Source organism: Micromonospora sp. C81, from assembly GCF_018070425.1.
GTDB lineage: Bacteria > Actinomycetota > Actinomycetes > Mycobacteriales > Micromonosporaceae > Micromonospora > Micromonospora zamorensis.
Map to the genome: position 1 here is coordinate 140,093 of NZ_JAGPXS010000012.1, position 25,523 is coordinate 165,615.

General features: G+C 69.4%; 19 protein-coding genes and 2 pseudogenes. 15 read left to right on the forward strand and 6 right to left on the reverse strand.

The features are described from left to right. The first annotated feature begins 77 nt into the window (after nt 1-77). The 3 genes and pseudogenes from KBX46_RS20410 to KBX46_RS33315 form a co-directional block, all read left to right on the forward strand. Nucleotides 78-1,118 (forward strand): App1 family protein, encoded by a 1,041-nt coding sequence (locus tag KBX46_RS20410; protein WP_088951600.1) that lies wholly within the window; start codon nt 78-80, stop codon nt 1,116-1,118. A 64-nt stretch (nt 1,119-1,182) separates the two neighbouring features. Continuing rightward, entirely contained in the window at nt 1,183-3,189 is a 2,007-nt protein-coding gene (locus KBX46_RS20415) for a family 10 glycosylhydrolase (RefSeq protein WP_247667856.1), read from the forward strand. Between the two features lie 583 nt (nt 3,190-3,772). Further along, nucleotides 3,773-4,255 (forward strand): annotated as a pseudogene (locus KBX46_RS33315) (DUF6346 domain-containing protein); the annotation flags it as partial. A gap of 158 nt (nt 4,256-4,413) precedes the next feature. Here the strand turns inward: KBX46_RS33315 and KBX46_RS33320 are convergent. Next, nucleotides 4,414-4,584, reverse strand: a pseudogene (locus KBX46_RS33320) (alpha amylase C-terminal domain-containing protein); the annotation flags it as partial. A 100-nt stretch (nt 4,585-4,684) separates the two neighbouring features. Here KBX46_RS33320 and KBX46_RS20425 point away from each other — a divergent pair. The 3 genes from KBX46_RS20425 (at nt 4,685) to KBX46_RS20435 (ending at nt 6,412) form a co-directional block, all read left to right on the forward strand. Further along, entirely contained in the window at nt 4,685-5,125 is a 441-nt protein-coding gene (locus KBX46_RS20425; RefSeq protein ID WP_210793667.1) for a hypothetical protein, read from the forward strand. Between the two features lie 379 nt (nt 5,126-5,504). Further along, the gene (locus tag KBX46_RS20430; protein ID WP_210793668.1) at nt 5,505-6,056 is read left to right on the forward strand and encodes a hypothetical protein; all 552 of its coding nucleotides are present in this window, start codon (nt 5,505-5,507) and stop codon (nt 6,054-6,056) included. Between the two features lie 11 nt (nt 6,057-6,067). Further along, nucleotides 6,068-6,412, forward strand: a complete 345-nt coding sequence (locus KBX46_RS20435) for a hypothetical protein (protein ID WP_210793669.1) — start codon at nt 6,068-6,070, stop codon at nt 6,410-6,412. Between the two features lie 176 nt (nt 6,413-6,588). Here the strand turns inward: KBX46_RS20435 and glgB are convergent, their stop codons facing one another. Then, entirely contained in the window at nt 6,589-8,691 is a 2,103-nt protein-coding gene (glgB, locus tag KBX46_RS20440; protein ID WP_210793670.1) for a 1,4-alpha-glucan branching protein GlgB, read from the reverse strand. Further along, the gene (locus tag KBX46_RS20445) at nt 8,679-10,859 is read right to left on the reverse strand and encodes an alpha-1,4-glucan--maltose-1-phosphate maltosyltransferase (RefSeq protein ID WP_210793671.1); all 2,181 of its coding nucleotides are present in this window, start codon (nt 10,857-10,859) and stop codon (nt 8,679-8,681) included. The genes glgB and KBX46_RS20445 overlap by 13 nt, the downstream gene beginning before the upstream one ends. Before the next feature lie 208 nt (nt 10,860-11,067). Between KBX46_RS20445 and KBX46_RS20450 the strand changes: the two genes are divergently transcribed. The 3 genes from KBX46_RS20450 to KBX46_RS20460 all read left to right on the forward strand — a co-directional run bounded on the left by KBX46_RS20450 (nt 11,068) and on the right by KBX46_RS20460 (nt 12,911). Next, nucleotides 11,068-12,012, forward strand: a complete 945-nt coding sequence (locus KBX46_RS20450; protein WP_210793672.1) for an inositol-3-phosphate synthase — start codon at nt 11,068-11,070, stop codon at nt 12,010-12,012. 105 nt (nt 12,013-12,117) lie between these two features. Further along, nucleotides 12,118-12,516, forward strand: a complete 399-nt coding sequence (gene crcB / locus KBX46_RS20455) for a fluoride efflux transporter CrcB (protein ID WP_141908682.1) — start codon at nt 12,118-12,120, stop codon at nt 12,514-12,516. Continuing rightward, complete coding sequence (locus KBX46_RS20460; protein ID WP_210793673.1) at nt 12,516-12,911, forward strand: CrcB family protein; 396 nt, start codon at nt 12,516-12,518, stop codon at nt 12,909-12,911. Before crcB ends, KBX46_RS20460 begins: the two co-directional genes overlap by 1 nt. 22 nt (nt 12,912-12,933) lie before the next feature. On the opposite strand, the gene glgA is transcribed toward KBX46_RS20460, so the two are convergent. Next, the gene (gene glgA, locus KBX46_RS20465) at nt 12,934-14,145 is read right to left on the reverse strand and encodes a glycogen synthase (RefSeq protein WP_247667858.1); all 1,212 of its coding nucleotides are present in this window, start codon (nt 14,143-14,145) and stop codon (nt 12,934-12,936) included. Between the two features lie 72 nt (nt 14,146-14,217). Here glgA and glgC point away from each other — a divergent pair, with 72 nt between their 5' ends. Next, nucleotides 14,218-15,450, forward strand: coding sequence for a glucose-1-phosphate adenylyltransferase (glgC, locus tag KBX46_RS20470; RefSeq protein ID WP_124823459.1), 1,233 nt, complete (start codon nt 14,218-14,220; stop codon nt 15,448-15,450). Between the two features lie 31 nt (nt 15,451-15,481). Continuing rightward, nucleotides 15,482-17,122, forward strand: coding sequence for a phosphoglucomutase (alpha-D-glucose-1,6-bisphosphate-dependent) (gene pgm / locus KBX46_RS20475; protein WP_210793674.1), 1,641 nt, complete (start codon nt 15,482-15,484; stop codon nt 17,120-17,122). A gap of 103 nt (nt 17,123-17,225) precedes the next feature. Here the strand turns inward: pgm and KBX46_RS20480 are convergent, their stop codons facing one another. Continuing rightward, entirely contained in the window at nt 17,226-18,137 is a 912-nt protein-coding gene (locus tag KBX46_RS20480; protein WP_247667889.1) for an NAD(+)/NADH kinase, read from the reverse strand. 100 nt (nt 18,138-18,237) lie between these two features. After that, on the reverse strand, nt 18,238-21,345 hold the full coding sequence (locus tag KBX46_RS20485) for a M14 family metallopeptidase (RefSeq protein WP_210793676.1): 3,108 nt from the start codon (nt 21,343-21,345) through the stop codon (nt 18,238-18,240). A 337-nt stretch (nt 21,346-21,682) separates the two neighbouring features. Here KBX46_RS20485 and KBX46_RS20490 point away from each other — a divergent pair, with 337 nt between their 5' ends. The 4 genes from KBX46_RS20490 (at nt 21,683) to KBX46_RS20505 (ending at nt 25,521) form a co-directional block, all read left to right on the forward strand. Then, nucleotides 21,683-22,363 carry a DapH/DapD/GlmU-related protein gene (locus KBX46_RS20490; RefSeq protein WP_210793677.1) on the forward strand — a complete coding sequence of 227 codons (681 nt, stop codon included), beginning with the start codon at nt 21,683-21,685 and terminating at the stop codon, nt 22,361-22,363. Between the two features lie 83 nt (nt 22,364-22,446). Then, nucleotides 22,447-23,427, forward strand: coding sequence for an NAD-dependent epimerase/dehydratase family protein (locus tag KBX46_RS20495; protein WP_247667859.1), 981 nt, complete (start codon nt 22,447-22,449; stop codon nt 23,425-23,427). Beyond that, a complete protein-coding gene (locus tag KBX46_RS20500) occupies nt 23,427-24,941 on the forward strand; it encodes a lipopolysaccharide biosynthesis protein (protein ID WP_210793678.1) in 1,515 nt (504 codons plus the stop codon). The genes KBX46_RS20495 and KBX46_RS20500 overlap by 1 nt, the downstream gene beginning before the upstream one ends. Continuing rightward, the gene (locus KBX46_RS20505) at nt 24,901-25,521 is read left to right on the forward strand and encodes a DapH/DapD/GlmU-related protein (RefSeq protein WP_210793679.1); all 621 of its coding nucleotides are present in this window, start codon (nt 24,901-24,903) and stop codon (nt 25,519-25,521) included. Before KBX46_RS20500 ends, KBX46_RS20505 begins: the two co-directional genes overlap by 41 nt. Nucleotides 25,522-25,523 lie beyond the last annotated feature (2 nt).

The window sequence follows — 25,523 nt, forward strand, 5'->3', positions numbered from 1 at the left end:
GGGGTCGCCGGGGTGGATCGGCGCAGCCGGGGACGGCTCACGTGGCCGTGGCTGACGACGTGTGGCAGGGTTGGCGGGTGCCACCCACTCCCGCCGGCCAGTTGGCCGTTCCGAACCTGCACCGAGCTGCGCGGATCGAGGACGCCGTCCACGAGCTCGTTCAGCGTCGGCTGCGGCGCACAGGGTGGCGGGTCAACATCGTCGCGTACACCGGCTATGGCGCGCCGGGCTGGGTGCGGGTGATGTGCCGGGTCCTGCTGGGCCGTCCGGACACCCGCCAGCGGGGTCGGCTGGACAAGGTCCGCGGCTGGCGCAGCTTCACCACGCTGCCCAACAAGCACGTCACAGTGACCATCGAGGCTGGCGGGGTGCGGCACGAGACGCAGGCCGACCGCAGCGGGTTCGTCGACACCCTGGTCGAGGCCGACCTGCCACCCGGCTGGGGCACCGTCCGGCTCAGCGTGCCGGACGCCGAGCCGGTCGACGCGCCGGTGCGCATCCTCGACCCGGAGGTCAAGTTCGGCATCATCTCCGACATCGACGACACGGTGATGGTGACGGCGCTGCCCCGACCGCTGCTCGCCGCGTGGAACACGTTCGTGCTCGATGAGCACGCCCGTAACGCCGTGCCCGGCATGGCCGTGCTCTACGAGCGGCTCGTCACCGGACACCCCGGCGCCCCGGTCTTCTACCTCTCCACGGGCGCGTGGAACGTGGCACCGACGCTGACCCGGTTCCTGTCCCGGCACCTCTACCCGGCCGGGCCGCTGCTTTTGACCGACTGGGGGCCGACCGCCGACCGGTGGTTCCGCAGCGGGCGGGAGCACAAGCGGGTCACCCTGGCCCGGATGGCCAAGGAGTTTCCCGACGTGAAGTGGCTGCTGGTCGGCGACGACGGGCAGCACGACCAGGAGATCTACCGCGAGTTCGCCGCCGCCCACCCGGAGAACGTCGCCGCGGTGGCGATCCGTCGGCTCTCGCCGACGCAGTCGGTGCTGGCCGGTAGCCTGCCCGCCCCGGCCGGCTCGTCGTCGGCGGGACCGGTGGGGCAGAAGTGGCTCTCCGCACCCGACGGCGCGGGGCTGTGGAAGCTGTTGCGCGACGCCGGGCTGGTCTGACCGTCCGACGTCGCCGTCGTGAAGGTTACTTGCACAACAGTCGGGCAACGTTGAAAATCCTTTCATGCCCAGAGACTGCTATCGATATTTTCCAGGCCTGGCACTGGTAGCGGCGCTGATGCTCGGCGCAGCAGCGGCCCCCGCCACCCCGCCGGACGCCGTGCCGGTGGCCGCCCAGGCGGCCTGCGTGACCGATCCGGCCACCCCGAAGCGGCAGTTCCGGGGCATGTGGATGGCCAGCGTGGCCAACATCGACTGGCCCAGCCGCACCGGGCTCACCCCCGCCGCTCAGCAGGCGGAGTACCGGGGTTGGCTCGACCTGGCCAAGCAGCGTCGGATGAACGCCGTCGTCGTGCAGATCCGCCCCGCCGCCGACGCGTTCTGGCCGTCGACGTACGAGCCGTGGTCGCAGTGGCTCACCGGAACCCAGGGCGGCAACCCCGGCTACGACCCGCTGGCCTTCATGGTGGCCGAGGCGCACGCCCGCAATCTGGAGTTCCACGCCTGGTTCAACCCGTACCGGGTCGCGACCCACACCGACCTCACCAAACTGGCAGCCAACCACCCGGCCCGCAGGAACCCGGGCTGGGCCGTCGCCTACAACGGTCAGCTCTACTACAACCCCGGCATCCCCGCCGTCCGGGCCTTCGTGCAGACCGCCATGATGGACGCCGTCAGCCGCTACGACATCGACGCGGTGCACTGGGACGACTACTTCTACCCGTACCCGGGCAGCGGTGGGGGTTTCCCCGACCAGGCCACGTACGCCCAGTACGGTGCCGGCTTCAGCACCATCGCCGACTGGCGGCGCAACAACGTCAACCTGCTGGTGCAGGAGATGAGTGCCAAGATCCGGGCGGCGAAGCCGTGGGTGAAGCTCGGCGTTAGCCCGTTCGGCATCTGGCGCAACGCCGGCACCGACCCGCTCGGCTCGCGCACCACAGGCCTCCAGTCGTACGACGCCATCTACGCCGACACCCGACGCTGGGTGAAGCAGGGCTGGATCGACTACATCGCCCCGCAGATCTACTGGCAGATCGGCCACCCCGCGGCCGACTACGCGGAACTGGTCCGCTGGTGGTCGGAGACCGTCACCGGCACCAACGTGCAGCTGCTCGTCGGGCAGGCCACCTACCGCGCCGGGGCGTCCGGGCAGGACGCCGCCTGGCAGGACCCGACCGAACTGACCGACCACCTCACGCTCAACCGCACCTACCCACGGATCCTCGGTGACATCCACTTCAGCGCCAAGGACGTACGCGCCGACCGCATCGGCGCCGTCTCCCGGGTGGCGACCGACCACTACCGCAGGCCCGCCCTGGCACCGGCCGGCGTGGGTGGCTCGGCGCCCTCCGCGCCGAACCTCACCTCGGCGGTACGCGGCACCGGCGGTGTGACAGTGAACTGGCAGCGTGGCGGCACCGGAAGCACCGCCGAGTACGCCGTGTACCGACTGCCCGGTGACGGCGCGGTCGACCCCTGCGACCTGGCCGACGCCCGCAACCTGCTCGGCACGGTGCGCGCGTCTGGCAGCACCGGGACGTTCACCGACGCCACCGCCGCGGCGGGCTCGACCTACCGGTACCTGGTGACCGCCCTGGACCGGCTGCACCACGAGAGCCCGGCCAGCAACGCGCGGGTCGTCACCGGTAGCGGCGGCACGTTCAGCGTGATCGTGGACAACACCACCACTGGTGGCTTCACCGCCGCCGCCACCTGGGGCACGTCGTCGTACCTCACCACGCGGTACGGCACGAACTACCGATTCGCCGAGCCGCAGGCGGTCAGCGACCCGGCCTGGTTCAGCGCGACGCTGCCCGCGGCCGGCTCGTACCGGGTCGAGATTTGGTACCCGGCGGACCCCGGCTACAACAGCGCCACGCCGCACCTGGTGGCCACCGCGAACGGAACCGTGACGGCATCCGTCGACCAGCGCACCGGCGGCGGCCAGTGGCGGGTGCTGGGCACCTACGACTTCGCCGCGGGGACACGCCAGGTCGTCGGGGTCAGCCGCTGGACCAGCACCCAGGGGTACGTCGTAGCCGACGCCGTCCGGATCACCCGGCTCTGAGCCGACAGAGCGCTTTCTCATACGGTCAAGAGCCGTGCCGGTCTGTTCGGCCGTAGGCACCCCAACGGGTGTCTACGGCCGAACGTCTGCCGCTGCTGAGGCGTCTACGAATTCGCGGGTCGCGACCGTCGACCGGGCTGGTGTTCCGGCACCGGAATGCCCGGCAGGGTCATGCCCTCCGCTTCCCTTGCTCTGCTGCCGTGACCGCAACACCAGCACCCCGTAGTCGCTTCACGCGTTGCGAGCAGCGAAGACGGGCGACGGGAGGCACCGCGCTTGGAGCGCGTTGCGCCGAGGGCGGCAGAGCAAAAGAGGATGCCGGGCGCGACAACGACATCGTCCGGGAGATGTTCGAGGCGCACCACCACGCACGTTGCCACCCCCGAATACCTTTTACTGCACAGCCGCCTCATGTCCCGCACGAAGGCCGACCCGGGTGGGCGGCTCGGCCAAGCGGGCCAGGTCGCGCGGCGGGGAGGAGACGTCACATGGTCGACGCGGCGAGCACCGACGGTGGGCGAACCGAGATGACTCTCAACTTTCCCGAGGCGGCCTTCCTCTGAGCGGCACCGGTTCGGATGAGATGGCGGAGATCCAACGCAAGCAGATCGCCGCGTACGAGCGGCGCGGACCGTTCTGGGGCCGACTGACGCAGTTCGGGGCGGCTGTCGCCGCTGTCGTTGCCATCGTCGTCACCACGCTGGTGTGCGACACGGTGGCGAGCTTCTACCCGGGCACCGGGGTGGTGAAGTCCAGCCCTGCCGAGCGGCCGGCCGAGGCCACCCTGCGGGACTGCCGGCGGGTCGGCCCGGTGAGCGGCGACGGCTTCGGCTACTGGTGGCACTGCGAGGTGACGATCCGGACCCAGGACGGCCGCGAGGTCGACACCGTGGTGAAGCACTCGATCGTCACCCCGGACGACCGGGGCAAGCCCGTCGAGTTCCGGGAGGCGTGCTACGAGAAGGACAATTCCGACTGCCGGTACGGGCGTCCCGCGTGGCGCGTCTGGGCCCTTGCCCTGGCGATGCTGCGCATGGTGAGGACCGCCATGGTCCTGCTCCTGCTCTGCGGGGTCTGGTACGCGCTGCAGCGGACTGTGCTTGGTGTGCCGCGATACTACGCCCGGCTGCGTCGCCGGGAGGCGAAGAAGCCCGTGAGCCGCGCGGAGGAACGCCTGCGGGGGCTGATGGAGGGGGTGAACCGGCCCGCGGCTGAATCCCCGGCTCAGCTCATGCGCAACCAGAGCGCGCCCAGCGGCGGCACCCGCAGCGCCGCCGACGCCGCCATCCCGTGCCACGGCACGTCCTGCGCGTGCACCTCGCCCAGGTTGCCCACGCCCGACCCGCCGTAGTGGTGGGCGTCGGTGTTGAGCACCTCGGTCCACGTGCCGCCGGCACCGGCCTGGTTTGAGTATCGGTCGGCCACAGCCGAGAGTTGCCGTGCTGCGCTAGGGTCCCATCCCGACCCGCCCGAACGGGAGGGTGGAGCGGGGCGGATGTTGAGATACGTGCAGCCACAGTTGGCGCCTGACGAACGGATCCTGTTCACCCAACGGGGGTACCTCCCCATTGGTGGAACGGTGTTCAGCGCCTACGGTGCCCTCCTCGTCCTCACCACCAGGCGCCTGCTCTTCGCGCCTGCTCAGATCTGGAGAATCCGCAACCCGGCAGAGGCATGGGTTCGCGCCAAGTCGACGAGCCTTCCGGACGTGACGGCCGCAGAACCCGCGTCCGGCGCGCGGTTGACGATCAGTTCCAGGTACGGCGACACCGTTTCCTTCTGCGCCATCCTTCCGACGGGTCTGGGCTTCGTCTGGCAGGTGCGCGACGCCGTCCCCTATCGGGACGAGACAGTTCGGCGGATCAGGGAGGCCATTCGGATCACCGGGGCTGGTTGGGATGCGACCGACGTCGGTGACGGCGGCGCGTGGCGCTGAACGACGGGGACACGGAGGCTTGATCACTTGATGATGAGTAGTTACCAGAAGACCCACAGAACTACTGAGGATCAAGTGATCATGCGGCTGGCGCGGGATGAGATCCTCGGAGTCGAACTGGCGCAGGGCGGAGGCCCACCAGTCGTGACGGGGCCGACGGCTCCAGTGACCGACGACGGGGCAAGGGCGGGAGGGCGATCATCGTCGAGCTGAACGCCCTCGGCGGGTACGGGCTGTTCCGGCACGACGCTCGCCCGGGCAGCGGGCCGTCGCCGACCTCAACGAGCACCTGAAACGCTGGCGGAGCAGCCAGCCGAGGTAACCCGGGTCAGCCCTGGCGGAGCCGCTTCCGTGGCGGCCGGCCAGCGGGCGAAAGATCATGAGCGGAGGTCGCTCGGCGTTGATGCCGATGAGGAGCTGGGGCGCGTGGTTCGGTGGTCTGATGCTGTGGACCGTGTTCGGCTTCATGATGGTGATGTTCAGCAGGAATCCGGCGAACGGTTGGGGTGACCTGTTGCTGGTCGCCGCGTTCTTCGTCGGTCTCTGTCACCTCGTCACGCTCGCCGCCATGTTCTCCTACGTGAAGGTGACCCCGGCTGCCCTTCTGGTGGTCAACCCGGGACTGTCGACCGCGATACCGTGGGGTCGCGTCCAGGAGGTGGTCGCGGAGCGCGGTCTCGTTGTCAGGGTCAGGGGCGCCGAGGATGTCCACTGCTACGCGTTCCAGCCCTCTGTCGTCGGCCGCCTGATGGGCTATCCGGGCGCCCGTCGAGCAGTCAGGAAGATCGACAGTTACGGGAAGAGCGTTGCCCTCGCAGACGGGAAGGGCGACCCGGAAAGCGCAGTTACCTGGCGGCGCCACCTGCTGTGGTTGTTAGGTGGCTGGTCGGTCTTCGCGTTGCTCGTACCCTCGCTGGTCCGTGTCCTTTGAGGAGCAGGCAGATGCCCTACGAGCAGGTGGCCTCGACCAGACGTCGCACGTCCTACCGTCTGCACGTGTTGTCCTGGCGGCTGGCGTTCCTGGCTGGTGCCCTTGCCGCGTTGACCCAGATGTTGCGCGCCAATCACGTCATCGGCCATCTGGCTTCAGTGGTCGTGGTCGTTCCGCTTGTTGCAGTCTTCGGTGGTTCCTTGTTCCTGTTGCTCGTGACCGGTGCGATTCAGGCAGCTCACTTCTCGGTCGACCCTCTCGGCAGAGGGGCTTTGCAGCGGCAGGTCCGGTTCAGTCGCATGCTTCTGGTGGATCTGGTGACCCTGCCGTGGAGTCCCAACGCCCGCCGGGAGTGACCTGGACCGGGTCACCGCGAAACCGGCCATCATTCAGAGCTACGAAACTTCGCCTCTGCTGGTGACCAGGCGTAGTCGTCCTCCGGCGTCGCCGAACTCCGCCTCCACATCTCTCTCCACGATGGAGACTGCGCGGTCGAGCAGCTGGTGTTCGGCCGGTGTCGGCGGCGGCATGGTCAGCCCTGGCGGAGCCAGACGGCACCGAGCGGCGGGACCTGGAGGGCGGCCGAGGCGACCATCCCGTGCCACGGCACGTCCTCGGCGCGTACCTCGCCCAGGTTGCCCACCCCGGACCCGCCGTAGTGGTGCGCGTCGGTGTTGAGCACCTCCTGCCACGTCCCGCCGGCCGGCAACCCGATCCGGTAGTCGTGCAGCGGCTGGGCGGAGAAGTTCGCCACGCAGACCAGGGTCGAGCCGTCCGGGGCGATCCGGACGAACGACACGGTGTTGTTGGCGACGTCGTCGCCGGCGATCCAGCGGAACCCGGACGGCTCGGTGTCCTGTGCCCAGAGCGCCGGAGTGTCCCGGTAGACGCGGTTGAGGTCAGCGACGAGGCGCTGCACACCGGCGCGGGCCGGGTCGTGCAGCAGGTACCAGTCGAGGCCGCGCTCCTCGCTCCACTCCCGGTCGTCGGCCAGCTCCGAGCCCATGAAGAGCAGCTGCTTGCCCGGGTGCGCCCACATGTACGCCAACAGCGCCCGCACGTTCGCCAGCCGCTGCCAGGTGTCGCCGGGCATCTTGCCGGCCAGCGAGCCCTTGCCGTGCACGACCTCGTCGTGGCTGATCGGCAGCACGTAGTTCTCGCTCCAGGCGTACGCCAGGGAGAAGGTGAGCTGGTGGTGATGGTGCTGGCGGTAGATCGGGTCCTTCGAGGTGTAGAGCAGGGTGTCGTGCATCCAGCCCATGTTCCACTTGAACCCGAAGCCCAGCCCGCCCTCGGCCGTGGAGCTGGTGACACCCGGCCAGGCGGTGGACTCCTCGGCGATCATGACGACCCCGGGGTGGTGCTTGTAGACGGTCGCGTTCACCTCCTGCATGAGCGCGAGGGCCTCCAGGTTTTCCCGGCCGCCGTACTTGTTGGGGGCCCACTCGCCGTGGTTGCGGGAGTAGTCCAGGTAGAGCATCGAGGCGACGGCGTCCACCCGCAGCCCGTCGACGTGGAACTGGTCGCACCAGTAGAGCGCGTTGGCGACCAGGAAGTTGCGCACCTCGTTGCGGCCGAAGTCGAAGACGTACGTACCCCAGTCGGGGTGTTCGCCGCGGCGCGGATCGGGGTGCTCGTAGAGCGGGGTGCCGTCGAAGCGGCCGAGAGCCCACTCGTCCTTGGGGAAGTGCGCGGGCACCCAGTCCAGGATCACGCCGATGCCCGCGGCGTGCAGCCGGTCGACCAGGTGCCGGAACTCGTCCGGGTCACCGAAGCGGGACGTCGGCGCGTAGTAGCCGGTGACCTGGTAACCCCAGGAACCGCCGAACGGGTGCTCCATCACCGGCAGGAACTCCACATGCGTGAAGCCCAACTCGGTGACGTACGCGGTGAGCTGGTCGGCCAGCTCGCGGTAGCTCAGCCCGGGTCGCCACGAACCGAGGTGCACCTCGTAGACGCTCATCGGCTCCTGGTGCGGCTGCCGCTCGGCCCGTCGGGCCAGCCAGTCCGCGTCGTTCCACCGGTACGTCGAGTGGTGCACCACCGAGGCGGTGGCCGGGGGCACCTCCGCGTACGCGGCCAGGGGGTCGGCCTTGTCCCGCCACTGCCCGTCGGCGCCCAGCACCCGGTACTTGTAGCGGGCTCCGACCCGGGCGTTGGGGACGAACAGTTCCCACACGCCGCTGGAGCCGAGCGAGCGCATCGGCCAGCCGTCGTCGGGCCCCCAGCCGGTGAAGTCGCCGACCACCCGGACCCCGCCGGCGTTGGGCGCCCACACGCTGAAGGCCACGCCCTCGTCGAAGACCCGTGCGCCCAGGGCGTCCCACAGTCGCTCGTGCCGGCCCTCGCCGATCAGGTGCAGGTCCAGCTCGCCGAGCGTTGGCGGATAGCGGTACGGGTCGTCGTGCGCGGTGCCGTCGACCTCCACCCGGTAGTCGAGCACTGTGCCCTCGACCTGGGTCTCGAAGACGCCCACGTCGTGCACCCGCTTCATCGGGTGTCGCTCGTCGCCGACGAGCAGCACCACGTCGCCGGCGCCCCGGCGCATCGTGCGGATCGTCGTCGAGGAGTCGGCGGGGTGCGCGCCGAGCAGCGCGTGCGGGTCGTGCGTCGCGCCGGAGATCAGCTGGTCCATCGGGCGTCCTTCGGGGCGGCGTCGGTCGGTGCGGAGGCGGGCGGTCGGGTCGCCGATCGGCGCGGCGGGGTCGGTACCGGGCCCGACCGGCGGGGCGGAGTCGGAACGGGAGCTGTCGGCGCGGGAGCTGTCGGCGCGGTGCCGCCGGACAGGTCGTCCGGCACCTCGGCGACGGTGAGGTCCGCCGGCTCGGCGCCCGCCGGCTGCGGCTCGGTCGGCGGGGCCGGCCGACGCACGGTCAGCACGTGAGCCGGTTGCAGGTACGGGTCGAGTCGCACCGCGTTGCGTTGACCCCAGTCGTAGCTGGTGCCGGTCAGCTCGTCGTGCACGGTGAACCGCTCGTGCCAGTCGAAGCCCAGCGCCGGCATGTCGAGGGTGGTGTTGCCCCACTGCACCTCGCGCGAGTCGAACGAGCAGATCACGATGACCGTGTTGCCGGTCTCCGGGTCGTGCTTCGACCAGCAGAGCAACGACGGGTTGTCGATCTCGTGGAAGCGCAGGTTGCGGAGCTGGTGCAGGGCCGGGTTGTCACGGCGTACCCGGTTGAGGGTGGTGAGGAAGGGCGCCAGCGAGCGGCCCTGCGCCTCGGCGCCGGCCCAGTCCCGGGGGCGCAGCTCGTACTTCTCGTTGTCCAGGTATTCCTCGGCGCCCGGCCGGGCCACGTGCTCGAACAGCTCGAAACCGGCGTACATGCCCCAGGACGGGGAGAGCAGCGCGGCCAGCACCGCCCGGATCTTGAACATCGGCGGGCCGCCGTGCTGCAACGACTCGTGCAGGATGTCCGGCGTGTTCGGCCAGAAGTTCGGCCGCATGTGGTCGGCCGACTCGACCAGTTCCTCGCAGTACTCCCGCATCTCGGCGGCCGTCGTGCGCCAGGTGAAATAGGTGTACGACTGCGTGAAGCCGATCTTGCCGAGGCCGTGCATGATGGCCGGCCGGGTGAACGCCTCGGCCAGGAACAGCACGTCCGGGTCGACAGTCTTCACCTCGGCGATCAACCAGTGCCAGAAGTCGAACGGCTTGGTGTGCGGGTTGTCCACCCGGAAGATCCGGATGCCCTCGCCGACCCAGTGCAGCACGACCCGCAGCACCTCGGCCCGGATGCCCTCCGGGTCGTTGTCGAAGTTGACCGGGTAGATGTCCTGGTATTTCTTCGGCGGGTTCTCCGCGTACGCGATGCTGCCGTCGGCCCGGGTGGTGAACCACTCCGGGTTCTCGGTGACCCACGGGTGGTCCGGCGCGCACTGCAACGCCAGATCCATGGCGACCTCCAGGCCCTGCGCCGCCGCCGCCTCGATGAAGGCGCGGAAGTCCGCGGGCGTACCCAGGTCGGGGTGGATGGTGTCGTGGCCGCCCTCGGCGGCGCCGATCGCCCACGGTGAGCCCACGTCGGTCAGCCCGGCGGTGAGCGCGTTGTTGCGGCCCTTGCGGTTGACCCGGCCGATCGGGTGGATCGGCGGCAGGTAGAGCACGTCGAAGCCCATCGCGGCCACGCCCGGCAGCCGGTCGGTGGCGGTGGCGAAGGTGCCGGAGCGGCCACCCACCGCCCCTTCGGAGCGGGGGAAGAACTCGTACCAGGCCGAGTAGAGCGCCCGCTTGCGGTCAACCCAGATGGTGTACGTGTCACCGGCGGTCACCAACTCCCGCACCGGGTGCTCCCAGAGCAGGTCGGCCAGCGCCAGCGCCGGGTCGACCCGCTGCGGCAGCGGCAGGTCGGTCTCGACCAGCGCGGTGAGGGCATCGGCGACCCGGGGCCGGTCGGCGGCCGGGACGAGGTCCCGGGCGGCGGCGAGCACACGAGCGCCCTCGGCCAGGTCGTTGGCCAGGTCCTCCGGCCCCTGCCCGGCGGCGATCTTCTTGGTCACCGCGTTCTGCCACGTCAGGTACGGGTCCTGGAACGCCTCGACGGCGAAGGACCAGGAGCCGACGGCGTCCGGTCGGATCGTGGCGTGCCACCGGTCCTGGCCGGGCTCGCCGGGGCGCATCCGGGTGAACGGCCGGGCTTCGCCGTCCGGACCTGTCCAGACCACGTTGCAGCCGAGCGCGTCGTGCCCCTCCCGGTAGGCGCGGGCCGACACCGGGACCGGCTCGTCGACCACCGCCTTGGCCGGGTACCGCCCGCACGAGACGACGGGGGAGACGTCTTCGATCGGGAACCGTCCAGTCACCCCGCCAACCTACTGCGCGAGATCCGTTCGCGCGCGGCCAAGCACGCCTGTCCCTCCCTGCCCCGGGGTCGCGCGTCACGATCCGCGCACTCCGGTCAAGATCCGCGCACTTTCAGGGGAACTGCTGCCTCAACCCTTGCTGACACAGCAGTTTCCCCGAAGTTGTCCGGATCTTTCCGGCGCGGGTGACGTGACGTAGCCTCCGGCCATGATCAAGCGGGTGAAAGTCGCGGTTGTGGGTGTCGGCAACAACACCTCGGCGCTGGTGCAGGGAATCGCGCTCCACCGCCACAACGGCACTCTGGTGGGCGTCCGCAGGCCGACCGTCGACGGGCTCGCAGTCGGCGACATCGACTTCGTCGCGGCCTTCGCCACCTCCCCGGAGAAGATCGGCAGGGACCTGACCGAGGCGATCTTCCTGCCGCCCAACAATTTCCCCCGGCTCGACTGCGACCTGCCCGAGGCAGGTGTCCCCGTCACCGAGGGGCTTGTCGACGCGACCGGGGTGGACCGGGTGGCGGCGGCGCTGGCCGGGGCGGAGGTGCTGCTCTACTCGGCGCCGAGCGGCCGACGGGAGATCGCCCGGGCGTACGCCGAGGCGGCGTGCAGCGCGGGCGTCGCCTTCATCAACACCACCGCCGACCCGATCGCCCGCGATCCGCAGGTGATGAGCAGGTTCGAGGCGGCCGGTCTGCCGCTGCTCGGAGACGACCTCGCCAGCCAGTTCGGCACCTCGGTGGTGCACAACGCGCTGCTGCGGCTGCTCCAGGAGCGGGGCCTCACGCTGGTCAGCTCCTACCAGGTCAATCTGGGCGGCACCGAGGACTTCCGCAACCTTGTCGAGAACCCCAACACCAAGAAGCAGTCCAAGCTCAACGCCTTGCCGGACGCCGACAAGGTCGAAATGGCTCCGCTCGGGTACCTGCCGCACCTGCGGTCACAGAAGGTGGCGCACCTCAACATCGAGGCGCAGGGCTGGGGCGAAACGGTGGTGAGCCTCGACGTGAAACTGAAGGTGGACGACCCCAGTGGCGCCGCCGGGGTCAACATCGACCTCATCCGCATCGCAGCCAGCGCGCTCCGCAACGGGCACGGTGGTCATCCCGCTCAGGCGACGTCCCTGCTCAAGTCTCCGCCCGGAACGGCGATCTGACCGGCGTCGAACGGCGTCGGGACGACCAGGCGGGGGTGTCGATCGTACGGGTGAGGGCTGCCCAGCCCGGGCGTCGGTGGAGGACGACGGTGAGTGAATGGGCGAATGACAATCCTCGCGATCGTCGTCGGCGGTGGCATCGGTGCCACCCTGCGGTACCTGCTGGGGCTCGGCCTCGCGCCGTCCACGCCACCTGACTTCCCCTGGGTCACCTTCGTGATCAACATGGTGGGCGCCTTCGCTCTCGGCGCCGTGATGACGCTGCTCGCGGCACACCGGCTGCCGGGCCCGTGGGGCAAGCCGTTTCTGTCGACCGGACTCATCGGCGGGTTCACGACCTGGTCGCACTTCATCGTCGAGGCTGACCAACTGATCGGGGCACGGCGCAGTGGGATCGGCATCGTCTACCTCGTGGTGTCCATCGTCGGTGGGGTGATCGCGGCGGCGCTCGGCGCCCGTCTGGCGGAACTGCGGGTGGGGCACCCGGCGGGAAGGGGTGCGTGATGTGGGTGGGCATCGGAGTGTTCCTGGCCGGCGGGCTGGGTGCGCTGTCCCGGGCCGGGGTGGACGCGCTGGTGAAGCCGTGGTGGAGCGCGCGGGCCACCGGGCCCAGCAAGGCATTCCCGGCGAGCACCTTCCTGATCAATGTCTCCGGTGCCTTCGTGCTCGGCATCGTCACCGGCTACGCGGTGAAACACACCGCCGCCGGCGCACAGGACTTCGCCACGATCGTCGGCGTCGGCTTCCTCGGCGCGTACACCACCTTCTCCACCGAGGAATGGCACTCCCTGGGACTGCTGCGCAAGAACGCCGCCGTCGAGGCCTTCAACGTGCTCGGCAGTCTCTGCGCCAGCCTCGTGGTGGCCGCGCTCGGCCTGTGGCTGGGCAGCCTGCTCTAGGCCGGTCCAGCGGCGTTCTCCGTCAGGTCCCCTGCACCTGCAGCGAGCGGTAGATGTCGAGCGTCTGCCGGGCGATGGCGTCCCAGGAGAAGTGCTCCACGGCGCGCCGCCGACCGGCCTGACCGAACCGGGCGGTACGCGCCGGGTCGGCGAGCAGCGTGTTGATCGCCGACGCCAGGTCGGCGACGAACTTCTCCGGCTCCAACGGGGTCCCCGACCCGTCGGTGACCTGCTCGATCGGCACCAGCAGGCCCGTCTCGCCGTCGGACACGACCTCGGGAATGCCGCCCGTCGCGGTCGCCACCACCGCCGTCTCGCAGGCCATCGCCTCCAGATTGACGATGCCCATCGGCTCGTAGATCGACGGGCAGGCGAAGACGGTGGCGTGCGTGAGCACCTGGATCACCTCCGGCTTGGGCAGCATCTCCGCCACCCAGACCACGCCGGAGCGGTTGGCCCGCAACTCGGCGACCAACTCCTCCACCTCGGCGGCGATCTCGGCCGTGTCCGGCGCGCCGGCGAGGAGCACGAGCTGGGTGTCCGCCGGTAGCTCGCGGGCGGCCCGCAGCAGGTAGGGCAGCCCCTTCTGCCGGGTGATCCTGCCCACGTAGACCACGCTGGGTCGGGACGGGTCGACACCGAGCCGGTCCAGCACGTCGGTGCCGGAGTCCGGGGCGTACTGGATGGTGTCGATGCCGTTGTAGACCACCCGGACCCGGGACGGGTCGATCTGCGGGTAGGCGGTCAGCACGTCGTTGCGCATCCCCCCACTGACCGCGATCACGGCGTCGGCGGCCTCCATGGCGGTGCGCTCGATCCAGGACGAGAGCGCGTAACCGCCGCCGAGCTGCTCGGCCTTCCACGGCCGCAGCGGCTCCAGGCTGTGCGCGGTCACCACGTGCGGCACCCCGTGCAGCAGCTTCGCGGTGTGGCCGGCCATGTTCGCGTACCAGGTGTGGCTGTGCACCACGTCGGTGCCGGCCGCGCCGGCGGCCATCTCCAGATCCACGCCCATCGTGCGCAGCGCGGCGTTCGCGCCGGTCAGGCCGGGCGGTTCGGCGTACGCGGTGACGCCCGGCTCGCTGCGCGGCAGACCGAAGCAGTGCACGCGGACGTCGGTGAGGCGGCGCAACTCCCGGGCCAGGTACTCGACGTGCACCCCGGCGCCGCCATAGACCTCCGGCGGGTACTCGCGGGTGAGCAGATCGACGCGCAGCGGGGTGGGTTCCGTCATGACCCCGCACCCTAGTGCAGAAGACTCCCCGTACGAGTGGTGAAGTGGGGCGAGGGTGGATAGCGTCGGGGCATGGCTGCCAAGGTGCTCGCGATCGTCCTGGCGGGTGGTGAGGGCAAGCGCCTGATGCCACTCACCACGGATCGGGCCAAGCCGGCCGTCCCGTTCGGCGGGATGTACCGCATGGTCGACTTCGTCCTCTCCAACCTGGCCAACGCCGGCTATCTCAAGATCGTCGTGCTGACCCAGTACAAGTCCCACTCCCTCGACCGACACATCACCAAGACTTGGCGGATGTCCACGCTGCTCGGCAACTACGTCACACCGGTGCCCGCGCAGCAGCGCCGCGGCCCGTGGTGGTTCGCCGGCTCGGCCGACGCCATCTACCAGAGCTTCAACCTCATCAACGACGAGCAGCCTGACTACGTGATCGTCTTCGGCGCCGACCACATCTACCGGATGGACCCCCGGCAGATGGTCGAGGACCACATCGCCTCCGGCGCCGCGGTGACCGTCGCCGGCATCCGCCAGCCGCTGTCGATGGCCGACCAGTTCGGCGTCATCGAGGTCGGCGAGGACGGCAAGCGGATCCGGGCGTTCCGCGAGAAGCCCACCGATGCGGTCGGTCTGCCCGACGCACCGGACGAGATCTACGCTTCGATGGGCAACTACGTCTTCACCACCCGGGCGCTCTGCGAGGCGGTCGAACGCGACGCCGAAGACAAGACCAGCAAGCACGACATGGGCGGCAGCATCATCCCGATGCTCGTCGAGCGGGGCGAGGCCAACGTCTACGACTTCCGCGACAACGAGGTGCCGGGCAGCACCGACCGGGACCGCGGCTACTGGCGCGACGTGGGGACGCTCGACTCGTTCTACGACGCCCACATGGATCTGATCAACGTGCACCCCGTGTTCAACATGTACAACTTCGACTGGCCGATCTACACCGAGCAGCCGCCGTGGCCGCCGGCGAAATTCGTCCACCAGTGGGGTGAGCGGGTCGGCCGGGCGGTCGGCTCGATGGTCTCCCCGGGCGTGGTGATCTCCGGTTCGCTGGTGGAAAACTCGATCGTCTCGCCGAAGGTGCGGGTGCACTCGTGGGCGCACGTCGAGGGCTCGGTGCTGATGGAGGGTGTGGAGATCGGCCGGCACGCGGTGGTCCGGCGGGCGATCCTGGACAAGAACGTGTTCGTCCCGGAGGGCGCAGAGATCGGCGTCGACCTGGAGAAGGACCGGCAGCGCTACACCGTCTCCGACAACGGCATCGTGGTGATCGGCAAGGGCCAGAAGGTCGAGCCGTGACCGACGCGTACTCCCCGAGGAGGATCCCGCAGTGACCCACCCCCGTGCCGGCCAGCCCGCCGAGCCCGCCGACCTGGTCGACGTGCCGCGCCTGGTGACCGCCTACTACGCCGAGCATCCGGATCCCACGGACCCGGCGCAACAGGTCTCCTTCGGCACCTCCGGGCACCGCGGCTCCAGCCTGCGCAACGCGTTCAACTCCGACCACATCCTCGCGGTCACCCAGGCGCTCTGCGACTACCGGCGGGAGCAGGGCCTGGACGGGCCGCTCTTCCTCGCCCGCGACACCCACGCGCTCTCCGCGCCGGCCGCGGTGGACGCCCTGGAGGTGCTCGCCGCCAACGGGGTCACCGTGCTGGTGGACAGCCGCGACGGCTACACCCCCACGCCGGCGCTGTCGCACGCGATCCTCACCCACAACCGGGGTCGCACCAGCGGGCTCGCCGACGGCATCGTCATCACCCCGTCGCACAACCCGCCCGACGACGGCGGTTTCAAGTACAACCCCACCAACGGCGGGCCGGCCGACACCGACGTCACCCGGTGGATCCAGGACCGGGCCAACGCCATCCTCGCCGCCGGGCTCAAGGAGGTCCGCCGGATCACCTACGCGCGTGCTCGGGCCGCCGACACCACCGGGGAGTACGACTTCCTCGCTCACTACGTCGACGACCTGCCCTCGGCGATCGACATCGACGCCATCCGCGATGCCGGGATCCGGATCGGCGCGGACCCACTGGGCGGGGCCAGCGTGGCGTACTGGGGTGAGATAGCCGAGCGGCACCGCCTGGACCTGACCGTGGTCAACCCGACGGTCGACCCGACCTGGCGGTTCATGACCCTGGACGGCGACGGCAAGATCCGGATGGACTGCTCCTCGCCCAACGCGATGGCGTCGCTGATCGCGGCCCGCGCCGACTACCAGATCTCCACCGGCAACGACGCGGACGCCGACCGGCACGGCATCGTCACCCCGGACGCCGGCCTGATGAACCCCAACCACTACCTGGCGGTGGCGATCGGTCACCTGTTCCGTACCCGTACCGAATGGGGTCCGGACGCCGCGGTGGGCAAGACGCTGGTCTCCTCGTCGATGATCGACCGGGTCGCCGCGGACCTGGGTCGGCCGCTGCTGGAGGTGCCGGTCGGCTTCAAGTGGTTCGTGCCCGGCCTGCTCGACGGCGCGGTCGGCTTCGGCGGTGAGGAGAGCGCGGGGGCGTCGTTCCTACGCCGAGACGGTTCCACCTGGACCACCGACAAGGACGGCCTGCTGCTCTGCCTGCTCGCCTCCGAGATCCTGGCCACCACCGGGCGCAGCCCCAGCGAGCACTGGGCGGACCTGGCCGAGAGGTTCGGCGCGCCCTCGTACGCCCGGATCGACGCCCCGGCCACCCGGGAGCAGAAGGCCGTGCTCGGCAAGCTCTCGCCGGACCAGGTCACCGCCACCGAGCTTGCCGGCGAGCCGATCACCGCGACGCTGACCACCGCCCCCGGCAACAACGCCCCGATCGGCGGCCTCAAGGTCAGCACGAAGTCCGGCTGGTTCGCCGCGCGCCCGTCCGGCACCGAGGACGTCTACAAGATCTACGCCGAGTCCTTCCAGGGCCCCGACCACCTCAAGAAGATCCAGGAAGAAGCCAAAGCCCTGGTAGACCAAGCCCTAACCGCCTAACCCGGGACCCCGGCTCACCCAGTTGATCAAGAGGTTTGCGTCACGTCGGGCGGCGTGTCATGACGCAAACCTCTTGATCACCCGGGTAAAGGGGTGGGGTGGGTTAGCAGGGTGGGGGGATTTCTTGTTGGCTGCGTCGGCGTAACTCCTCGGGGAGCAGCTCCCGGAGCTGTTCGGGGAGGAACGGCAGGTCGAGCAAGGTCATCTTCAACTGGTTGCGTTCCTGGTAGCGCAGCGGGTCGAAACGGACCACCAGGCCGGCGTTGCGGCGGTACGTGATGTCCACAGCCCCATCCGTCGCCGCGTCGCGGAACACCAGCCCGTCCATCTCCACCACGACCGGCGACGAGTCGGGTCGGATCTCCAGCCGAATCTTTTCGTTCGCCGAGAGCACCACCGACCGGGAGATGCCGGCCATCGGCGCCGACGGCGTGATCACCACCGAGTCGGCGGCGGGGGAGATCAGTGGACCACCGGCGGCGTAGCTGTAGGCAGTCGAGCCGACCGGGGTGCTGACCACCACGGCGTCACTGCGGTAGTAGCCGTACTGCTGACCGTCGATGGCGAGGGTGACGCTGACGAAGCCGGACCCGGGCTGGCGCACCAGCGCGATGTCGTTGAACGCCACGACATCGTCACCGCACACGTCGCACGCCAGGCAGGCGTGCGACTCGATGGTGAAGTCCTTCGACAGCAGCCGGCTCAGCGCGTCAGGCAGTTCCGGCGGCTCGATCTCGACGAGAAACCCCAGATGCCCCAGGTGTACGCCGAGCACCGGCTTCGGGTCGCGGATGGCGGAGCGCAGCGCACCCAGCATGGTGCCGTCGCCGCCGACGCTGATCAACGCGTCGGCCCGGGCGGCGACCTCGTCCGCCGGCACCGGTTCGACGCAGGACGGCACGCGGTGCCGGTCCTCCTCGCGCACGATCAGCGTCTTGCGGTGGCGCGTCGCCCACCGTTCGATGATCCCGACCACCTCGGTGACATCCCGGGTGGGGTGCAGCACAAGTCCCAGCCCCGACACTCGTACAGCTCATCACATCGGTGGCGGGCGCACCCGGCGTACACCGAAGGTGCGCCGGGGGTCCGCGGACCCCCGGCGCACCTCGCCGCCGTCAGGAGCGGGGCGCCCCGGTGAGGTGGGTCAGCGAGCGGGCGACCAGGTCGTCGCGGGCCGCCGGAGGCAGACCCTCCAACCCGAAGCCCAGATACACCGTGTCCCCGGTGACCACCACCGAGCCCTCCTCGAACGCCTGCTGGCTGCGCGACCAGTCGTTGGCGTTGCCAGCGGAGCCCGGCGGTGGGCCGGCCACCGTCCAGCCACCCAGGTCGGCCGACTCGAACGAGGTCTCCGCCACGGTCGACCCGTCGACCAGCACCCGGGCGTCGTCCAGGAAGACGCCGAGCCCCTGGGTGCCCCAGTCCGAGGCGTACGTGATCGACACCTCGACCTGCTTGCCGGCGTAACCCGACAGGTTGACCACGAACTCCTTCCAACCGCTCGACGTCCCGGTCGCCGCGTTCCAGGTGCCGGTGCTCCCGGTGGGGGAGCAGTCCGCACCCTGGTAGTGCCCGAGGAACGGGTGCAACTGCTCCACCCAACCCTCGACACAGCTGTCCCCGGTGGCCGTGCTGGTCTTGCCGTTCGCGTCCGGCAGAGTCGTCCAGTCGTCGCTGCCCACCTCGTGCGCCTCGACGAACAGGAAGTCCCAGTTCTGCTCGATCTCGTACGAGCTGAAGAAGCGCAACTCCCCGCTGCTCGCCCCGGTGAGATCCACCGTGCGCGTCAGCCGCTTGTACGACTCGTCGGTCTGCCCGCTGTACAGGTACCACTCACCCGTACGCGGATCGAACGGCGCGCCGCCCGGTCGGGTCCAGCCCACCGGCGCGGAACTGGCGAACTGCGGGAACTCGTCCGGCGGGAGGAAGCTCGACGTGGTCAGGAACGATGCGGTGTGCGCCTGGTTCTCCGCCGAGCCGGGAGCGTTCAGCTGCCCGTTGAAGCCGGTGAACGCTGCGTCGGTACCGGCGACCGGGAACGGCTGGCCCTCCGGGCTGGTGCCGCCGTCGCTGACATAGGTGTGCGCGCCCAGCCAGTACTGCTGGAAGTCGTTCAACAGCGGCAGACAGCTGGCGGCCTCGGCGTCGGTGCACTCCGGTGGTGCGTCCGGGTTATAGACGTACGACCCGTTGGCGCCCTGCGCGAACAGCGCGTACTGGCCGCTGACCAGCAGCTTGCCGCCCTCGTTCAGGTAGTCCCGAACGGCCAGTTCGGTTTCCAGAGCAGCCCTGGCTGTCGTGCCGGCCACCTGACCGGGGGAGCGCAGGATCACGTCGTCGCCGGTCTCCCAGACCACCGCCTTGTAGTGCGACAGCACGCCGAGCGGGTGCGGCGCCTTGCGACCCATCGCGTCGAAGTCGTACACGTCGCTGCTGCGCCCGGCGGCGCTCAGCGACGCCGCGACCTCGTCGGCGTACTTCGCGGTGGTGCCGGTCTGCGCCGGGCTGAGGCCGGTGACGTCCTCCATCGCGAGGACCAGCACGTCGCCGCCCACATCGGTGTGCACCCGATAGGTGAAGTGTTCGCTGGCCACCACCCCGGCGCGCGGTTTGTTCCCGGTGAACCAGACCTCCACCCGGTCGCCCGGCTTCGCACCGCTGACCGTGCCCCGCAACTCGGCGTAGTAGTCGTCGTGCGTGTCGCCGTACCGCTCGCCGCCGCGCCACTCGCGGACCGCCACCGTCTTCGGCCGCCCACCGTTGACCGTGTAGTGCATCCGCACGTTCTTCAGCGCACGACGGGTGATCGAGGCGACCTGCTGGGTGCGCCCGTACGAGGTATCGAAGGCGTCCACCACGAAGTCCGGGGTGCTCCGACCGACCACCGAGACCGGGTCGTCCGGGTCCGCCGCGGACCGGGCTACGGCCAGCGCGAACGGCAGGTTCTTGCCCACCTCGCCCGCGATCAGCGCCTCGTCGTCAGGGAAGATGAAACCGCTGACGCAGTCCTCGGGGCGCCACTGGTCGTCCGGGTCGACGGCCGAGGCGGCCTCGCAGGTGGACATCTCCGGGGTGAAGCCCAGCGTGCCGTACCTGACGGTGGCGTGGCTGTCGGTGTCACCGTTGGTGGTGTACAGCTCCGCGGAGATGTCCGGGTCATAGCCGGGCACCGCCGGGTGCGCGTCGTCACCGGCCATCGCCTCGTAGATCACGTCGTCCGGGGTGGGGGTGCTGACCTGCCAGCCGACGCCGTAGAGCAGCAGCTCCGCCGCCGAGTGGTAGTTGACGAAGAACTCGAACCCGACCCGCTTGAAGAGCCGGTCCAGGGCCACGGTCTCCGGCTCCGAGTTGGGGCCCGGGCCCCGGTAGGTCTCGCTGTTCGGCTCCGGTGACGAGCCCTCGTTGTCGTACCCCCACTTGTAGCTGAAGTTGCGGTTCAGGTCGACGCCGTCGCCGGGGCCGACCTGCCCGTCGCCGTTGTTGTCCCGCAGGTTCTTGCGCCACAGACGGTTACCGGGGGTGAAGGTGAAGTCGTAGCCATCTGGGTTCGCGACCGGCAGGAACCACAGCTCGGTCGTGTCCAGGAGTTTGGTGATCTCCCGGTCGGTGCCGTAGCTGTCCAGCACGTGATGCATCAGCCGGCGGGTCATCTCCGGCGTGATCCACTCGCGGGCATGCTGCGCACCGGCGTAGAGCACCGCCGGTCGCCGGCCGTCCGCGACCGTCCGCGCGTTCTTGGTGACCTTCACGGCGACGATCGGCTGCCCCTGCTGGCTGCGGCCGATCGTCTCCACCTTGGTCAGCTTGGGATACCGCGCCGCTGTGGCGTTCAGCTCGTCCCGCAGGCCGCCCGGCTCACCGTAGGGGCGGAAACTCGTCCAGCCGGCCGCGGCCTGCTCCCGCAGCGCCTGCGACGCATCCTTGCCCCGCACCTTCTTCACCGACAGTGGCACGCCCTTGTCGGTCAACCGCTTCGCCTGCCGTCGGCTGAGGACCGTCTCGACGGTCGTGCGGCCGGCCGAGTCCGTCTTCGCATCGTGGCCGAGGTCGACCCCCGCCGCGCGCAGCTGCTCCCGCTGCTTCGCGTCGACAGTGCCGACGTACACCTCCAGGCCGTCGCGGGCGCCCGGATCGGACGGTGGCCGCGCGCTGGCCGGTGGGGTGAGTGCCAGTGCGCCGAGCAGGGTGACCACGCTGGCAATCGCCAGTCGTCTCGGTCTCATCGCGCCTCCTTGAGTGAAGGACCTGTAGGCGCGAGCCTTCGGTGCGACGTGATCAGTGTCAATAGTTCGATGGGTGCAAGGTCGCTGCCGGTGTCGACGTGGCTGCCGCACGTGACGGTTCGGGCGGTGCGGGCTGTCTGCCGCAAGATGCCTGCGCGGTGACCGAATCTGCCGGCCGTCGGGAAATTCTCATTACCACATCAAACCGACAAATAGCCCGTACGCTCGCTCGTGTCCGAAGTGGTGTCGCCGGAATCAGGCGAGGGAAGGGTTCGATGCGTCAGATTCACAATGTGGTCCAGCGGGATGCGGTCGTTACTGGGCGGTGTAGAGCCTGATGCGCGTGTCGTCGCGCCGCCCCGCCCGTGTGGTCGTGGGGGTCGCCCGTCTTCTGGACCTGATCTGGGCCAGCGGCATGCGGGTTCGCAGGGCCGTCCGCGGCTTGGCGAGCGCCGGCCGGTTCGCCGCTCGGGGTGACAACTTCACCTTCGACCCGGACGGCATCTACACCTACGAGACGATCGAGGTCGGCCGCAACGTCGACCTCGGTCACCGTCCGGTCATCATGGCCGCTCGATCTCGGATCCGGATCGGTGACAACGTCATGTTCGGACCCGAGGTCACCATCCGGGGCGGCAATCATCGGATCGACCGGGTCGGCGCCCCGATGGTCGCCGTCGAGAAGTCCCCCTCGGACGCGGCTCTGGACCGGGGCGTGACAATCGGCGACGACGTGTGGGTGGGCACCCGTGCCGTCATCCTGCACGGGGTGACGATCGGCCGGGGCGCCGTGATCGGGGCAGGTGCAGTGGTGACCCGCCCGGTGCCGGCCTACACGGTCGCCGCCGGCAACCCGGCCCGGGTCATCCGGCTGCGCTGGCCAGTAGAGACGATCATGTCGCACGAACAGCAGCTCTACCCGCCGGAACGCCGGCTGGCCCCGGCGGAGCTGGCGGCGTTGTCGGACCTCCCGGGGTCTGAAGTTCGGCCAGTCTCATCAGCGGCTGCTGGTCGCTGATGTCGCTCGGCCGCCCATCAGCACCTTCTCGTAGTCGCGCAATGACGAAGCGTGACGGCCGCTGCCGAGGGTCGTTGGACCGGATGACCACTCAACGGGGCGTGAAGGCGGAACGAATGCGACTACTCATCACCGGCGGCGCGGGATTCATCGGCTCGAATCTGGCCCGAGCGGCGGTCCTTCGCCGCACCGTCACCGACATCCGGATCCTCGATGATCTCGCAACGGGGCGGATGAGCAACCTCGATGGTCTCGACGTCGACATCACACCGGGTTCGATGCTCGACGACGAGGCGCTGGACCGGGCGATGACCGACCGGGACGCGGTGGTGCACCTGGCGGCGCTGCCCAGCGTGCCGCGTTCGCTACGTGACCCGATCGCGTCACACCACGCCAACGCCACCGGCACGCTGCGGGTGCTGGAGGCCGCGCGCCGGCATGATGTGAACCACGTCGTCGTCGCTTCGTCCTCCTCGGTCTACGGCGCGAACCCGCTACTGCCCAAGACCGAGCTCGCCTGGACCCGCCCGCTCAGTCCGTACGCGGTGAGCAAACTGGCCACCGAGGCCTACGCACTGGCTTACCAGGCGTCCTTCGGCCTGCCTACGCTCGCGTTCCGGTTCTTCAACGTCTACGGCCCGGCCCAGCGGCACGATCACGACTACGCGGCTGTCATCCCCCGCTTTGTCTACGCGGCACTGCGCGGTGAGCCCGTCGAACTCCACGGGGACGGTCGGCAGTCACGCGACTTCACCTATGTTGAGACCGTCTGCGCGGTGCTGCTCGACGCGGTAGAGCGTTCGGTCTCCCATCCGCAGCCGGTCAATCTCGCCTTTGGCGCCCGGGCGGAGTTGCACACGGTGGTGTCCGAACTGGAGCAGATCATCAGCCGCCCGATCACCCGGCGGCACGTGGCACCGCGCCCTGGGGACGTCCGGCACTCCGAGGCCGACAACACGGTGCTCCGCTCTCTCTTTCCTGACGTGGTGCCGACCCCTCGCATCGACGGTCTGCGGGCCACGGTGGAGTGGTTCGAGGCGCATGTGTTGAAGCAGCAGGCCTGATGGTCGACCGGCCTCCGCCCGCCGGAGCAGCGCCGACCGTCCTGGTCGGCGGCACCACCGCTGAAGCCCCTCCAGAGGTACCGGCCGCGACGGCGGAGCCGGAGTTACACCAAGGCGACACGTCGATGGCGCGGCGGTCGCGCGGTCGTGCGCTGGTCTCCGGCATCGCCTCTTCACTCGCCGGCAAAGCCGTCGGCCTGGTCGCGCCGCTGCTGATCACCCCAATCGCCTTCGGCTATCTCGGCGCCGAGCGGTACGGCATGTGGATGGCTATCACCTCACTGACCGCGATGGCGCTGTTCGCCGACTTCGGACTCGGAAACGGCCTGCTCACCAGGCTCTCTCGGTTGTACGCCACCGGCGAGCGACGCGCGGCAGCCAGGGAAATCGCTAGTGCCTACGCCGTGCTTGGTGCGCTGGCGGTGACCCTACTGCTGGTGTTGCTGGTCACCGTCCGGCTGGTTCCTTGGCCGGCGCTGCTGAACGTCGCGGACCCGGTGGTGGCACGGGACGCCCGAGCTGTGGTGTTGCTCTGCTTCGGTGCATTCCTGGTCAACATTCCGTTGGCTCTTATCCAGCGGGTGCAGTACGCCCACCAGCAGGTTGCGCAGAGCAACCTCTGGCAGGCCGCTGGCAGTCTTGGTTCGGCGGGACTCGTGGTGGCAGCTGTCGCCACGGACGCCAGTCCGGCTCTGGTGATCGCGGCCGCGACGCTCGCCGTGCCCCTGATGAACCTGGCAAACTCGATCTGCTACTTCGGTTGGCAGCAAACCGCCTTCCGACCACGCGTCAAGGATGTTCGTGTGCCGGTAGCGCGCGGACTGCTCAGGCTGGGTTCCCGCTTCTTCGGGCTCTCCTTGTTGAGTTCCATCGCCCTCAACCTCGACGGCTTCCTGGTCGGTCGGGTGCTCGGTCTGCACGCGGCCGCCAACTACGCGGTGATATTGCGGATGTTCGCGGTACTGGCCCTGTTCGTGACCCTGGTCAACCTGCCGCTGTGGCCAGCCAACGGCGAGGCGCTCGCTCGGGGCGATGTGGGATGGGTCCGGCGCAGCACCCGACGGATGGTCTACCTGTCCGCCGCGGCGGTGACTTTGCCCGCGCTGTGCCTCGTCCTGAGCGGCAACGACATTCTGCAGTTGTGGGTACGTTCGGACGACCTCGAACGAGTGCCGACACCGCTGTTCGTCGCGCTCGCCGTGTGGTCGATCCTCGTTGCCGTCGCGGCGCCGCTGTTCATGGTGCAGAACAGCATCGGACTGCTGGGGCCGCAGTTCGTCGGTTGGGCGGCCTGCCTGGTCGTCGCTGTACCGCTGAAGATCCTTCTGGCGGCGAGCGGGGGTCTGTCCGGTGTCGCGTTCGCCTCGGCGATGTCGTACGGGATCACCGTGCTGCCGGCCGCCGTCGTCGGATATCGCAAGGCGTTGGCCAAGGTCCCAGCGACAGGATCGAATTCTTTCGGAAGGGAGCATGATGGTAAGTACAGTCCGCGGCATCGTCGGTGCCCTGCGTGATCGGCGCGCAGCGGCCCGCAACCCGGAAGAGTTCGCTCGATCGATCGGTGTGAACCTGCAGGGGCGGGTGCGCTTCTACGGAATCAACCGGAGCATGTTCGGCTCCGAGCCCTGGCTGATCACCCTGGGCGACAATGTCTTCATCACGGCCGGGGTGCAGTTCCTCACTCACGACGGCGGAACTCTCATCTTGCGGAGGGAGCACCCCGATCTTGAGTGGACCGCTCCAATCAGCATCGGTGACGACGTCTACATAGGCGTCCGGTCCATCATCATGCCGGGGGTGCGGATCGGCGATCGCTGCATAATCGGGGCCGGCTCGGTCGTGACCCGTGACATTCCTGACGGCAGCGTTGCCGCCGGCGTACCGGCCCGCGTTCTACGAAGCACGGACGAGTACCTCGCCACGATGAAGGCCAAGTCACTCGGCTGTGGCCACCTGCCACCTCAGGAGAAGGCTGCGGTGATCCGCGAGATCTATGGTGCATTGGGCCAGCGCGACCACCGGACGGTGCCGGCGACACCGAGGAGCGGCAAGGGGACGCGCAGACCGCCCGCTCCAGCCGAGCCGACGGTCTGATC

What these genes read in the sequence shown, in the direction of transcription:
- KBX46_RS20505 (WP_210793679.1), top strand. Translation starts at nt 24,901, where the DNA reads ATGGTAAGTACAGTCCGCGGCATCGTCGGTGCCCTGCGTGATCGGCGC.
- glgB (WP_210793670.1), bottom strand. Translation starts at nt 8,691, where the DNA reads ATGGACCAGCTGATCTCCGGCGCGACGCACGACCCGCACGCGCTGCTC.
- KBX46_RS20435 (WP_210793669.1), top strand. Translation starts at nt 6,068, where the DNA reads ATGCCCTACGAGCAGGTGGCCTCGACCAGACGTCGCACGTCCTACCGT.
- crcB (WP_141908682.1), top strand. Translation starts at nt 12,118, where the DNA reads ATGACAATCCTCGCGATCGTCGTCGGCGGTGGCATCGGTGCCACCCTG.
- glgA (WP_247667858.1), bottom strand. Translation starts at nt 14,145, where the DNA reads ATGACGGAACCCACCCCGCTGCGCGTCGATCTGCTCACCCGCGAGTAC.
- KBX46_RS20415 (WP_247667856.1), top strand. Translation starts at nt 1,183, where the DNA reads ATGCCCAGAGACTGCTATCGATATTTTCCAGGCCTGGCACTGGTAGCG.
- KBX46_RS20460 (WP_210793673.1), top strand. Translation starts at nt 12,516, where the DNA reads ATGTGGGTGGGCATCGGAGTGTTCCTGGCCGGCGGGCTGGGTGCGCTG.
- KBX46_RS20425 (WP_210793667.1), top strand. Translation starts at nt 4,685, where the DNA reads ATGTTGAGATACGTGCAGCCACAGTTGGCGCCTGACGAACGGATCCTG.
- KBX46_RS20430 (WP_210793668.1), top strand. Translation starts at nt 5,505, where the DNA reads ATGAGCGGAGGTCGCTCGGCGTTGATGCCGATGAGGAGCTGGGGCGCG.
- KBX46_RS20495 (WP_247667859.1), top strand. Translation starts at nt 22,447, where the DNA reads ATGACCACTCAACGGGGCGTGAAGGCGGAACGAATGCGACTACTCATC.
- glgC (WP_124823459.1), top strand. Translation starts at nt 14,218, where the DNA reads ATGGCTGCCAAGGTGCTCGCGATCGTCCTGGCGGGTGGTGAGGGCAAG.
- KBX46_RS20485 (WP_210793676.1), bottom strand. Translation starts at nt 21,345, where the DNA reads ATGAGACCGAGACGACTGGCGATTGCCAGCGTGGTCACCCTGCTCGGC.
- KBX46_RS20500 (WP_210793678.1), top strand. Translation starts at nt 23,427, where the DNA reads ATGGTCGACCGGCCTCCGCCCGCCGGAGCAGCGCCGACCGTCCTGGTC.
- KBX46_RS20450 (WP_210793672.1), top strand. Translation starts at nt 11,068, where the DNA reads ATGATCAAGCGGGTGAAAGTCGCGGTTGTGGGTGTCGGCAACAACACC.
- KBX46_RS20490 (WP_210793677.1), top strand. Translation starts at nt 21,683, where the DNA reads ATGCGCGTGTCGTCGCGCCGCCCCGCCCGTGTGGTCGTGGGGGTCGCC.